Below are 12,148 nucleotides of genomic sequence, written 5' to 3'. Positions count from 1 at the left end.
GTTCCGGGAAATCCAAAATTATTTGAAATTATTTTTTGGGCGGCTGCATCAGGTCTTTGGCGGCGCCCTGGTAATCCTTCATCAAGCCCATGAATGCGTCCTGCAAATGCCGGGCCGCATCCTGCGGCGGCGCGCCCGTGCGCCGCGCCAGGTCGAATTTATACGCATGGGCGGCCGTGTAGCCCGCCTGCGAGGCGGCGTCCAGCAGCGCGCCCGCCCGCTTCAGCGAGGCGGGGTCGCCCTTGACCATCAGCAATTCGGCCAGATAGGTCTGGGCAATCGGAAAATCCTTGGCGGCCGCCTTTTCCAGCCACTGCATGCCGATCTTCGGCTGTTTGATGCCCGCGTCGCCGCCGCCGATGCCATAGCCGAGGGCCGTCAGCGCCACCAGGTCGCCGCCCCGCGCGCGCTTTTCCAGTTGCTGGCGGGGAAACGGGCGGGCCGCGATCTGCATGCGGATTTCATAGTTGATGTCTTGCAGCACGTTGCCGGGCCACACCTTGACGCCCGGTGCGGCCGGCTTTTCCATGGCTGGCGCTGGCGCGCGCATGCCGCTGTTGCCCGAGGCCAGCACGCCGGCGGGGGGCGGGCTGACGCCCTTGCCGCTGCCCATGTTCAGCACCAGGCGCGCCGACGTTTCGCCGAACGACACGCGGGGCTTTTGCACGTCGTGCGTCATGGCCGCGACGCGTGCCGCCACTTGCGAAAACACGTCGCCCATGGGCAAGCCCGGAGCGTCCAGCGCGTCGAGCAGGGCGCTCGTGTAGGGGCTGTTGCGCGAATCGGGCGACCAGAAATCGCGGGCCAGGGCGCCGGGCCCGGCCGAATAGGCGATCACCACGCCCCGTGGCGCGGCCGTATCGGCAAAGCCGTGGCTGGCCGCGTTGCCGCCGGGAACCACCACCGCGCCGCCGCGTGTATATTCCTGGCGGCAAGCGTCGAGGATCAGCACGGCGCCGCGCGCGCCCGTGCGCTGCAAGTCGCCCGCCAGGCTGGAAACGGACACGCCCTGCGCGGCGATCGTGGTAGCGCTCAGCGCATTCATGTTGGCGCCCAGCGGCAATACATAATTGGCTTCGCCCGCCTGCGCGCCGTGGCCCGCGTAAAACACGAGGGCGATATCGGCGCCGCGCGCCTGCGTGGAAAACTCGGCCGACGCCTTTTGCAGCTGCGCCGCATTGATGTCCGTGCGCAGCAGCACTTCAAAGCCCAGGCGGCGCAGGCGTTCGGCCATGGCGCGCGCGTCATTCACGGGATTTAACAGGGGCTGCGGATAGGCCGCGTTGCCGATCACCAGCGCGATGCGCTTGCCGGGACCGCTGGCGGCATTCCCCGTGGCCGCTTGCACGCCGTTACCGCAGAGTAAAAAGATGAGGCTGAAAAACAGGGAAATCAGGCGATGCATCGGCGTCTCGGGAATTGTCGTGAAAGTAACAAAAGTTAGCGATTTTGACGGTGATATGAGAAAATTGCTTAAATGCATTTTACCTTACTGACAAGTTTCTCTTGTCTGGCCAGCGTATTGCTTGTTTGCCGGTGCGCGTCGCCGCCGGCCAGTGGCGCGTGGCGCCCAACACACGATCGGACCGGCTGTGCAATCGGAACAATTTGAACGGATTCATGCTTTCTGGACCCGCCGCCCGCAGCTGACACAAGGCGAACTGGGCGAGTTTTACCAGCGCGTCATCGCCGCGCTGACCCCGTGCCGCCCGCGCGAGGCGGCGTCGCTGGGCGATTCCCTGGCCGATCTGCGCCACCAGTTCTTCATCGAAAAAGTCTTGCACAGCGACAGCGACGCCGCGCCCCACCACGTCGGTGCCCTGTTTTTGTACTTCAAGCGCTTCATCATCGACCAGCTGCGCAAGCAGCGTGACGACGATGATGCGGATGCGCAAGAGGGCTGCGAGCTGCGCGCGCCCGACGCCTATGCGGAGCCGCTGCGCGACTACCAGCTCACGCCGCAGCAAGTGCGCGAGGCGGCCGACAGTTTCATTACGACCTTGCCCCGCGACTTGATCTTGCTGCTGCGCCATTGCGGCTGCGGCGGCATGCCCGTCAAGGAACTGGCCGAGCAGATTGCCTCCGCGCACTATCACGGCGGCAAGCTGGGCCTGGTCCACAGGCAGAAGGGCGAGCCTGCCAGCGCGGGGCGCCAGGTGGTCGAGCCGGCCCACCGCGCCACCTTGCTGGGCAGCTGGGTCTTGAGCCTGCTCAAGTTGCGCGTGGGCGATACCCTGGCCGCGCGCGACATGCAGGCGGCGCAAATAGTTTTGGATATCTTGTGCGTGGCCGCGTTATCCCTGCACCTGGACCCCGCGTCCCCTCCCTCGAACCCGGATGAAAGGCCACCGGCATGAATGCATTGACGCCCACCCTGGCCATCGTTGCCGCGCGCTTGCCGTCGCCCCCGTCTTCCATCGACGTGCTGGACGACGAGGTGGCGGGCGCTACCCCCGACTGGCGCGGCATCGCCGTGCCGGAACACGTGATGCAGCGCTTCGCGCGCCGCAGCGACGCGGCGCCGCTGGCCGGGCGGCCCATCGCGGGCGGACAGATCCACCTGCTGGCGCGCCGCCCCGGCTTCGGCGCCGTGCTGCTCGATGCCTGGGACGGCGCGCAGCAGCGCTGGCGCGGCTGGCTCGTCACGCCGGACACGTCGTATGCGGACGCCTGCGGCCTCGTGGTCGAGGAGCGCGACGCGCCCGCCGACCCGCGCGCGGGCCTGGTGCTGTGCGACATGCCGGTGACCTTGGCCGTGACGGACCTGGGCGCCTGCCTGGGTGTGTTCAGCCAGGAGCGCCTGCAGGCGGCGCGCTGGCTGGAGCTGCATGGCCGCGCCAATGGGGCTGCAGCCGCACCGGGCGTGATCGCCCGCGTGGCCTTGCCGGGCGACGATTACGCCTTGACGGGCACGCCCTTGTCGAGCGAGCTGGGCAAGGATGGCCGCGTGGCCTACCGGCAATTGCTGCGCCAGGGCTTGCAGCAGTTGCAGATCGCTTCGGCCGATGCTACTGCGCCACCGGTGAAGGTACCAATGCCGGCGGCAAATTCCAGCCGCTGGCTCAAACTTGTCACGGCCGTGGCCGCCAGCGTGATGGTGGTGCAGTCGGCGTGGCTGTTCCTGCCGAAAGAGGGCGCCGTCGTCGGCAATGCGGAATTCCGCAATGGTGCTCCTCAGGGCAGCGGCGTCGAGACGGGCGTGCGCACGCGCGTGCTGTTCCGCGCCGAGGCCACGGAGGCGGAAATCCGCACCTGGCTGCAGCGCGAGCAGCTGGAAATCGTCGCCGGACCGGACACCCTGGGCGCCTTCACTGTGCTGTCGCGCAACCGCCAGAAAGTCTTGCCGCCGCCAGGCCCGGGCAATCCGCTGGCCGTGATCAATCCCTGACCCCGAAATAAGAGAAAGTTATCAAGTATGGCAACGTATAAGAATTTTGCATCTGCGCACTGGCGCAAACTGGCCATGGGCCTGGCCGCCGGCGTCCTGTTGACGGGCTGCGCCATGACGCCGAATGGCCGTGGCGGCGTGTTGATGGGCCTCGATACGGCCGAGCTGTTCGGCACGCCGATTTCCACCTTCCGCTTGCGCGATGGCACGGAAGGCACTTTGCGCAAGGATCCGAAGGGCAAGTATTCGATCAAGCTGTCGCAGGCTTTCCGCGTCGTGCCGCTGGACAAGGCCATCACGGCCCGCGTGGCGCGCGTGGAAAACGTGGGCGAGCGCACCGTGGTGATCGTTGAAACCCAGGAGCGCGGCTGCGCCTACCGCTATGAAGTGCTGGCGTTCCAGGGCACGGACGTGCTGCAGTGGACGGTCGGCAATTGTAACGACCGCCCCCGCGTGGAACTGGCGGCCGATGGCCGTTCGCTCAATATCGACTTCCCCAATTACAATCGCCTGGCGCGCATGATTTACACGGACAGCCGGCTGCTCAACGCCAGCGTGCCCGTGCCGCCCGGCGTCGATACGCGTGCGCAGCCGTTTGCCGACGACGCTCTGCGCGCCGCCGGCCCCGTCATTGCCACCGTGCCGGGCAGCGACAGCGGGCGCGTGATTCCCGCCGCACCGGCCGCCGCACCGGCAGCCGCCACCAAGCCCGCCACGCGCGCCACCAGCCGGAGCCGCCGCCAGGTGGCGCAGGAAGCGCCCGCGCCAGCCCGCACCGTGCCTGGCGCCCCGGCAGCGGCAACTCCGGCCGCGCGTGCCGGCGACAGCGCTTCGCGCGTACCGGCCGCCATGAGTTTCCAGACGGAAGAAATCAAGCCCGTCGTCATCGATTTGAGGAAATAGGATGGCCGCCAGCTTGCGCAGTCTGCAAATCCGGCAGACCTTGATCCTGATCGTCCTCACCATCGCGTATCTGTGCTTCGAGCTGGGCTTCAATGCCCGCCTGCTCGACGTGGTGGGAGGCAACGTCAAGCCGGAAGACGTGGAAGGGGTGGAATTCTATGGCCGCAGCCTGTCGGGCATCGCCGCCGCGCTGGTGGTGCTGCAACTGATGTGGCGCCGCCGGCTGAAGAACAATGGCAGCGGGCCGGGCTGGACCAAGATCCTCGTCTGCTGCGTGGTGACGGCCGGCGTCGTCTTCGGCGTGCTGAAAACCACGGTGAATGTGCTGGTCAATACGCGTGACGCGGAATTTCGCCGCATGGCCTTCAACACCACCCTGCTGCAGCGTTCGCTGGTAGGCGGCAGCTTGCAGCTGCAGGGCCTGGTTGACGATCCCACCCTGTTTGCCAAGCCGGAGGGGAAATCCTTCCTGGCCCTGTTCCCCTTCCTGGCCGTCTCGGTGCGGCATCTTGACGAGCGCATGGGACCGGCCAAGGAGCAGCTGGTGCGCGCCAACGTGCGCCAGGTGGCAGGCGGCCCGTCCGGCTACTATGACAAATATCAAGAGGCCATGCGCGAGCTGGCCGGCAAGTGGGAATTGTATGCGGGCATCATCCCCGACAACGATGCCGGCTTGCGCGCCAAGCAGCAATCGTCGTGGCAGGAATACGTGAGCAGCCTGTCGCGGCGCGGCTGGCAGCCGCATTCGGTGCCGATGCGGCGCCAGGCTGCCGTCGTCAACAATGTGCGCAAGAAAGTGCCCGTGCCCGCCAACTGGCGTACCGACGACGAGCTGGGCTTCCGCGCCGCCGTCAAGCGCCGTTACGCGGCCGAGGCGGCCAGCAAGGGCGTCTCCGTGCGCGGCGAGCGCATCCCGCCGGGCTTGCCGTTTGCCGCTTTTGTCGCGCGCCCCGGCGTGCAGGCGGAATTGCGCGAAGCGTTGAAGTTGCCGGCCAGCGCCACGGTGCAGGCCGCGTATGCGAGTCCGGCCGAGTTCGGCCGCCTGTTCGACCAGTTCCTGGATCGCCAGACGGCGGAAAAACTGGTGGAATACCGTGCCAGCCGCACGGATTTTGAAGCGGGCGGCAGGTTCTTCCACGAAGGCAAGGAAGCGGCGCGCGCCGCCATCGTGCCGCCCGTGGCCCTGTTCTTCTCGCTGCTGGGCGCCATCGGCCACTTTTCCAAATTGCTGTATCTGATCGCGACCGTCGTACTATTGCTGCTGGCCATGCGCCGTGGCGAGCAGGCGGGCGCCGATGGGCAGCTGAGCCGGCGCTCCGCCTGGATCGCCACGGGCGTGCTGGCGACGGCCTTTGCGGGCACCTGGGGCATGCTGTCGGTGCTGGACAACAACGTCACGCGTAGCGAGCTGTTCCGGCAAATGCTGGACTGGACGCGCCAGGGCGAGCCCGACAGCACGCGCTGGAATCTCGCCGGCAAGGCCATCCTGGCCAATATCACGCACGTCGTGGCGGTGGGGCAGGGCTACAGCTACCCCGTCAACGAAGCGATCCGCATCCATGTTTTGCAGGGAATTCACTATGGCTATCACCCGCAACAAAAATAAGGCGGCCGCGCTGGCCTTGCTGTTCGCCATGTGCAGCACGGCCGCGCAAGCCGATTGCCTGGGCATGAAGATGCATGCGCACCGCGGCGCCGGCAATGCGCCGGAAAACTCGCTGAGCGCGCTGCGCAACACGTATTTCGGCACCTGGGACGGCGTCGAGACGGATTTGCAGCTGCTGGGCGACGGCAGCTGGGTGGTGCACCACGACTTGCTGACGGGAAGGGTGGTCGACACGGGCTCGCCCCGCACCGTGAAACAATTGACGGCCGACGACTGGCGCGCCGCCAGCATGAAGAACCGCGGCGTGGCCACGCCGGAAACGCCGCCCTTCGTCACCGATGTCGCCGACCTGGCGACGGCTTTCCCGGCCAAGACCCTGAATGCGGAAATCAAGGATGTGGTGTCGTCGTGCGCGCCGATCGCCACCCTGGTGGGACAGTTGCGCGCGAACATCAAGCACGGCAACTGGTTTTTGACGTCGGGCGTGCCGAACAACCTGGCGTGCGCGCGCCGCGCCGATCCGCAGGGTTACCTGGGCCTGCTCGTGTTTGACGCGCGCAATGCGCAGGCGGCCGGCGCCAACCGGGTCAGCCGCTATATCGCGAAAAATGCCCGCCCGCCCAAGCTGGACAAGCCGTGGCTGCAGCGTGTGCAGCAACAGATCGGCATGCCCACCGGCGTGCATGTGGATGCGCGCAGCCTGGACGCCAATCCGAATCTGCTGGCTGATGCCGCCAGCCTGAACATGCCCGTCTTCGTGTACGCCGTCGATGGCGACTCGGCCCTGGCCGCGTCCCTGCTGCGCGCCCAGCAGCGCAGCCACCGCTGGCCCAGCGGCGTCATTCTTGACGGCAATCCCGAGACGTTTTGTGCGATGATGAAGTAAGCGTTTTTACTTGCCGAGAGACCATGCCATGACCCTGCCGCAACCCGACCCCGCCGCCGCGCTGGCCCGTAGCGCCATCGGCGCCATGTTCTTTTCCCTGTTTGGCGGCCTGTGGGTGGCCGCCTGGTGCGTGCAGACGTATGGCGCGCATCCGCTCAGGCTGCTGCCGGTCGCCGGCATCACCGTTCTGCTGTTCATGCTGGCGTGGCGCCAGTTCCGGCGCCACCGCGCCGCGCATGCGGCGGCGGAGCAATCGCCGGAAGCGAAACGCGTGGGGCGGCTGTTCAATATCGTGAACGCCGGGCAATGGATCGCCATCTTCATCGTCGGCAACGTCCTGAAAAACATGGGCTTGCAGGCGTGGTTCATTCCCGCCGTCATTTTGATCGTGGGCCTGCATTTCTTCCCGCTGGCCTGGCTGTTCAAGGCGCGCCGTCACCTGGCCATCGGCATGGCCCTGTGCGTGTGGGCCATCGGCTATCCGCTGACCGTGCGCCATGGCCCCATGCACCCCATCGGCTGTCTCGGTGCCGGACTGATCCTGTGGGTGGCGGCCCTGTCCGCCGTGCGCGCCGGTTTTGCCGTGCAGCAAAGCGCCTTGCAAGCCCAGAAATAGCTGTATCCGACGGCCCGCGCAGGGCCGGTTTTGCCCTTTTTTTGTCGCATTCCTGCCGCATTCCTGCCTCTTTTTTGCGCATCGCAGCATCGATAATGTTTGCATCGCGCGCGCGACTGGCCTATAAATGTAATCGATTACATTTTATTGAGCACCTTCATGCCGCCAGCCGTTCCATCACCTTTGCCGACAGAAACCGTCTCCATCAGCGCCGTTGCCGCGCATGCGGGCGTGTCGGTGGCCACCGTGTCGCGCGTGATGAACGAGCAGGCCGGGGTGCGGGCGCCCACACGCGACAAGGTGCTCGCTTCCGTGGCGGCCCTGGGCTACCGCATGAACCATCTGGCGCGCAGCCTGCGCACGGCCGAGAGCCGCATGCTGCTGACCATGGTGCCCGACGTGGGCAACCCGTTTTATGCGCAGATCGTGCGCGGCATCGACACGGTGGCGCGCGAACACGGCTATTTCGTGTTGCTGTGCGACACGGGCGCCGACGCGGGCCGCGAGCGCTCGTATTTCGACTTGCTGCGCATGCACCGCGCCGATGGCGCCATCTGCCTCGATCCGGACACGGTGCAGCATGCCTTGTCGCATGAATCCGTCAGCCTGCCGTGGGTGGCGTGCTGCGAATTCGACCCCGCCGTGGCCGTGCCCTATGTCGGCATCGATAATCACCGGGCCGCCTCCGACGCCGTCGCGCATCTGCTGGCGCGCGGCCATACGCGCATCGGCCTGATCAACTCGGATGAACGCTATCTGTACGCGCGGCAACGCCAGCAAGGCTATCTGGACACCCTGGCGGGGGCCGGCCTGCCCGTGCAGCCGCAGTGGGTGCACACGGTGCAAAGCCTCGATTACGAAGCGGGCACGGCCGCCACCTTGCGGATGATGGCGCAGCCCGGCGCGCCCACGGCCATCTTTGCCGTCTCCGACACCCTGGCCATCGGCGTGCTGAGCGCGCTGCGCCAGTTGAAGAAGCGCGTGCCGGAAGACGTGGCCGTCATCGGCTTCGACGATATCGCCATCGCCGCGCAGATCGATCCGGGCCTCACCACCATCGCGCAGCCCATGCGCGAGCTGGGCGAGACGGCGGCGAGACTGTTGCTGCAGCGCTTGGCGGACCCGGCGGCACAGGTGCCGGGCGTGTTGCTTAACCATAACTTGGTCTTGCGAGGGAGTGCATAGTGAGCGTTGCCGTCGGTTTCGAGGGGGTGTGCAAGGATTTCGGCCCCGTGCGCGTCTTGCATGGCGTCAGTTTCAACCTGGCGCCGGGGCGCGTGTATGGCTTGCTGGGTGAAAATGGCGCCGGAAAGTCGACCTTGATGAAAATCCTCGCCGGCTACGAGGCGGTGAGCGAAGGGCAGTTGCTGATCGATGGCCAGCCCCGGCGCTTTGCCAGTTCGCGCGCGGCGGAATCGGCCGGCATCGTGCTGATCCACCAGGAATTCAACCTGGCCGAGCACCTGACGGTGGCGCAAAACATGTTCCTCGGCCACGAGCAGACGCGCGGCTGGCTGCTCGACGAGGCCGCCATGCGCGAAGAGGCGTCGCGCTACCTGAAACAGGTGGGCCTGGACGTGTCGCCCGACACGAAAATCCGCGACTTGATTGTGGCTGAAAAGCAACTTGTGGAAATCGCCAAGGCCCTGTCGCGCCGCGCCCGCTTCCTGATCATGGATGAACCGACGGCCACCCTGACGTCGTCGGAAACCCAGCGCCTGTTCGCCGTGATGGCGCAGCTGAAAGCGGATGGCGTGACGATTCTCTACATTTCCCACAAGCTCGATGAAGTGGAGCGCAACACGGACGAGGTCATCGTCATGCGCGACGGGCGTTTCGTCACGCGCGAGCCGACGGCCAGCCTCACGCGCCAGCAGATGGCGAACCTGATGGTGGGGCGCGAATTGTCGGACATGTTCCCGGCGAAAGTGGCGCTGGCGAAAGACGCGCCCGTGTTGTTGAAGGTCGATGGCTTGTGCGTACCCGGCTGGTCGAAAAACCTGTCGTTCGAGGTGCGGGCCGGCGAAGTGCTGGGCTTTGCGGGCCTGGTGGGGGCGGGGCGCACGGAATCGTTCGAGGCGCTGCTGGGCTTGCGTCCGCGCAGCGCGGGGTTGATCCATCTCAATGGCCAGCCCGTGGATATCCGCACGCCCAAGCAGGCCATGCAGCATGGCATGACGTATTTGAGCGAAGACCGCAAGGGAAAAGGTCTACATGTGAACCTGGGCTTGCGCGAAAACCTCACCCTGATGACGATGGAGCGCTATGCGCGGCCGTGGCTCGACGTGGCAGGCGAGAAAGCGGCGCTGGCCAAGGCGGTGCTGGACTTCAATATCCGCACGGGCGACCTGGACAGCCGCGCGCGCATGCTGTCGGGCGGCAACCAGCAAAAGCTGGCGCTGGCGAAATACCTGCATTCGGACCCCAGGGTCGTGGTATTGGACGAGCCGAGCCGCGGCGTGGACGTGGGCGCCAAGCGCGACATTTACTTTTTGATCCACCGCCTGGCCGCCGAGGGGCGCGCCGTGATCGTGATTTCATCCGAACTGATCGAATTGATCGGCCTGTGCCACCGGGTCGCCGTGATGCGCGCCGGCACCTTGCAAGCCACCCTGTCTGCTGACCACCTGACCGAAGAGGAGTTGATTGCCCATGCAACCGGCACGCACTGACACCACTGTCTCCACCGGCGCCCCGGGCGCCAGCATCGCCAGACTGGGCGCGCGCATCAAGGGTTTCGGCCCCGTGCTGGGCCTGTTGGCCCTGTGCATCGCGGGCACCTTGCTCAATGGCGACTTCGCCACTGTGGACAACCTGATGAACGTGCTCACGCGCACGGCTTTTATTGGCATCATCGCCGTCGGCATGACGTTCGTCATCATTTCCGGCGGCATCGATCTGTCCGTCGGCTCCATGGCGGCCCTGATCGCCGGCTGCATGATTTATTTCATGAATGCGCTGGCGCAAGGGGCGGGCGGCGACCTGGCGCCCATCACCATGCTGGTGCTGGGCATCGCCATGGCGCTGATATTGGGCGCCGGCTTTGGCCTGATGCATGGCTTGTTGATCAGCAAGGGCAATATCGAACCGTTCATCGTTACCCTGGGCACCTTGGGCATCTTCCGCGCCGTCTTGACGTACCTGGCCGATGGCGGCGCGCTGACCCTGGACGCGACCCTGTCCGAGCTGTACAGCCCCGTCTACTACACGAGCGTGCTGGGCGCGCCGATCCCCATCTGGATTTTCCTCTTCGTCGCGGCGGCCGGCGCCATCATTTTGAACCGCACGACGTTCGGCCGCCACGTGCAGGCGATTGGTTCCAACGAGCAAGTGGCGCGCTATGCGGCCATCAACGTCGACAAGGTGAAAATCGCCACCTACATGCTGCTGGGCGTGTGCGTGGGCATCGCCACCGTGCTGTACGTACCACGCCTGGGCTCGGCCACGCCCACGACGGGCTTGCTGTGGGAACTGGAAGCGATCGCCGCCGTCGTCGTGGGCGGCACGGCCCTGAAAGGGGGCGAGGGGCGCATCGTCGGCACCGTCATCGGCGCGATTTTATTATCCGTGATCAGCAACATCCTGAATTTGACCAGCATCATCAGTGTCTACCTGAATGCCGCAGTGCAAGGCGTGGTAATCATCGCCGTCGCCTTCCTGCAGCGAGGCCGCAAATAAAAACACAGCGGCGTTCTGAAAGGGCGGCCACCGGGCGCCCACAACCTTGGAGGAGAGCAGCATGAAGAGCTTTATACGGGTAGCAGGGATGGCAGTGCTGGTGATGCAGGCGTGGGCGCTGCCGAGTGCGCAGGCGGCAGAAAAGCTGGTGGTGGGCGTGGCCATTCCCACGGCCACGCACAGCTTTACCTCGGGCATCGTGTGGTGGGCCAACCAGGCCAAGGCGGAACTGGAAAAAGCCCATCCTGGCTTGAAAATCATCGTCAAGACGGCCGCCACGGCGCCCGAACAGGCGAACCAGCTGCAGGATATGTTGACGGTGAACAAGATCAACACCCTGGTCATCTTCCCCATCGAGTCGGCCTCGCTGACGCAGCCCGTGGCGCAAGTGAAGAACAAGGGCGTGTACGTGACGGTGGTGGACCGCGGCTTGACGAACACGCAGTCGCAGGATGCCTACATTGCGGGCGACAACACGGCCTTCGGCAAGCTGCCGGCCGAGTACCTGGCGAAAAGCCTGAATGGCAAGGGCAATATCGTCGCGCTGCGCGGCATGCCGACGACGCTCGACAACGAGCGCTATGACGCATTTTCCGCCGTGATGAAGGGCCATCCCGACATCAAGGTGCTGGACGCCAAGTATGGCAACTGGAACCGCGACGACGCCTTCAAGGTCATGCAGGATTACCTGACCCGCTTCAAGCATATCGACGCCGTCTGGGCTGCCGATGACGACATGGCCATCGGCGTGCAAAAGGCCATCGCGCAAGCGAAGCGCACGGACATCAAGCAAGTGTTCGGCGGCGCGGGCGCGAAGGGCGCCGTGAAGAAGATCATGGACGGTTCCGACCCGCTGATCGTGGCCGACGTGTCGTACTCGCCCAAGTTCATGTACGACGCCATCAAGCTGACGACGGAAGCGCGCCTGAAAGGTGATAAATTGCCGGCCAACACCATCATCCCGTCGGTGCTGATCACGCGCGAGAACGCCAAGCAGTTCTACTTTCCGAACTCGCCTTTTTAAAATCTGGGGTCAGACCCCCTCGCCCGCTAGCAATGACCTTTGCGTTA

General features: G+C 65.4%; 11 protein-coding genes. 10 read left to right on the top strand and 1 reads right to left on the bottom strand.

The window, feature by feature from the left end; all coding sequences use genetic code 11:
* Positions 1 to 28: 28 nt before the first annotated feature.
* On the bottom strand, positions 29 to 1,405 hold the full coding sequence (locus tag NCG91_RS09585) for a caspase family protein (protein ID WP_251349488.1): 1,377 nt from the start codon (positions 1,403 to 1,405) through the stop codon (positions 29 to 31).
* A 187-nt stretch (positions 1,406 to 1,592) separates the two neighbouring features.
* On the opposite strand from NCG91_RS09585, the gene NCG91_RS09580 reads away from it, so the two are divergent.
* From NCG91_RS09580 to NCG91_RS09535, 10 genes are all read left to right on the top strand, one after another.
* Positions 1,593 to 2,357 (top strand): hypothetical protein, encoded by a 765-nt coding sequence (locus NCG91_RS09580; protein ID WP_099665848.1) that lies wholly within the window; start codon positions 1,593 to 1,595, stop codon positions 2,355 to 2,357.
* Positions 2,354 to 3,388, top strand: a complete 1,035-nt coding sequence (locus NCG91_RS09575; protein WP_251349487.1) for a hypothetical protein — start codon at positions 2,354 to 2,356, stop codon at positions 3,386 to 3,388. Before NCG91_RS09580 ends, NCG91_RS09575 begins: the two co-directional genes overlap by 4 nt.
* A gap of 75 nt (positions 3,389 to 3,463) precedes the next feature.
* Positions 3,464 to 4,291, top strand: coding sequence for a hypothetical protein (locus NCG91_RS09570; RefSeq protein WP_251349486.1), 828 nt, complete (start codon positions 3,464 to 3,466; stop codon positions 4,289 to 4,291).
* Between the two features lies 1 nt (position 4,292).
* The gene (locus NCG91_RS09565) at positions 4,293 to 5,897 is read left to right on the top strand and encodes a hypothetical protein (protein WP_251349485.1); all 1,605 of its coding nucleotides are present in this window, start codon (positions 4,293 to 4,295) and stop codon (positions 5,895 to 5,897) included.
* Positions 5,872 to 6,783: a glycerophosphodiester phosphodiesterase gene (locus NCG91_RS09560; RefSeq protein ID WP_099665845.1), complete on the top strand. Its 912-nt coding sequence runs from the start codon at positions 5,872 to 5,874 to the stop codon at positions 6,781 to 6,783. Before NCG91_RS09565 ends, NCG91_RS09560 begins: the two co-directional genes overlap by 26 nt.
* A gap of 28 nt (positions 6,784 to 6,811) precedes the next feature.
* Complete coding sequence (locus NCG91_RS09555; protein WP_251349484.1) at positions 6,812 to 7,399, top strand: hypothetical protein; 588 nt, start codon at positions 6,812 to 6,814, stop codon at positions 7,397 to 7,399.
* A 159-nt stretch (positions 7,400 to 7,558) separates the two neighbouring features.
* Positions 7,559 to 8,584: a LacI family DNA-binding transcriptional regulator gene (locus NCG91_RS09550; RefSeq protein ID WP_251349483.1), complete on the top strand. Its 1,026-nt coding sequence runs from the start codon at positions 7,559 to 7,561 to the stop codon at positions 8,582 to 8,584.
* A complete protein-coding gene (locus NCG91_RS09545) occupies positions 8,584 to 10,071 on the top strand; it encodes a sugar ABC transporter ATP-binding protein (RefSeq protein ID WP_251349482.1) in 1,488 nt (495 codons plus the stop codon). Before NCG91_RS09550 ends, NCG91_RS09545 begins: the two co-directional genes overlap by 1 nt.
* On the top strand, positions 10,052 to 11,077 hold the full coding sequence (locus NCG91_RS09540; protein ID WP_099665841.1) for an ABC transporter permease: 1,026 nt from the start codon (positions 10,052 to 10,054) through the stop codon (positions 11,075 to 11,077). The genes NCG91_RS09545 and NCG91_RS09540 overlap by 20 nt, the downstream gene beginning before the upstream one ends.
* A gap of 88 nt (positions 11,078 to 11,165) precedes the next feature.
* Positions 11,166 to 12,101 carry a substrate-binding domain-containing protein gene (locus NCG91_RS09535; RefSeq protein ID WP_226941190.1) on the top strand — a complete coding sequence of 312 codons (936 nt, stop codon included), beginning with the start codon at positions 11,166 to 11,168 and terminating at the stop codon, positions 12,099 to 12,101.
* Positions 12,102 to 12,148 lie beyond the last annotated feature (47 nt).

Origin of the sequence: Janthinobacterium kumbetense (assembly GCF_023703445.1) — a bacterium.
Taxonomy (GTDB): domain Bacteria; phylum Pseudomonadota; class Gammaproteobacteria; order Burkholderiales; family Burkholderiaceae_D; genus Janthinobacterium; species Janthinobacterium kumbetense.
Note: the sequence above shows the minus strand (reverse complement) of the source record. Positions and strands in the feature narration are given on the sequence as shown.

Coding starts and splice junctions, on each gene's coding strand:
- NCG91_RS09585 (WP_251349488.1), bottom strand. CDS start 1,405: ATGCATCGCCTGATTTCCCTGTTTTTCAGCCTCATCTTTTTACTCTGC.
- NCG91_RS09575 (WP_251349487.1), top strand. CDS start 2,354: ATGAATGCATTGACGCCCACCCTGGCCATCGTTGCCGCGCGCTTGCCG.
- NCG91_RS09570 (WP_251349486.1), top strand. CDS start 3,464: ATGGGCCTGGCCGCCGGCGTCCTGTTGACGGGCTGCGCCATGACGCCG.
- NCG91_RS09565 (WP_251349485.1), top strand. CDS start 4,293: ATGGCCGCCAGCTTGCGCAGTCTGCAAATCCGGCAGACCTTGATCCTG.
- NCG91_RS09560 (WP_099665845.1), top strand. CDS start 5,872: ATGGCTATCACCCGCAACAAAAATAAGGCGGCCGCGCTGGCCTTGCTG.
- NCG91_RS09555 (WP_251349484.1), top strand. CDS start 6,812: ATGACCCTGCCGCAACCCGACCCCGCCGCCGCGCTGGCCCGTAGCGCC.
- NCG91_RS09550 (WP_251349483.1), top strand. CDS start 7,559: ATGCCGCCAGCCGTTCCATCACCTTTGCCGACAGAAACCGTCTCCATC.
- NCG91_RS09540 (WP_099665841.1), top strand. CDS start 10,052: ATGCAACCGGCACGCACTGACACCACTGTCTCCACCGGCGCCCCGGGC.
- NCG91_RS09535 (WP_226941190.1), top strand. CDS start 11,166: ATGGCAGTGCTGGTGATGCAGGCGTGGGCGCTGCCGAGTGCGCAGGCG.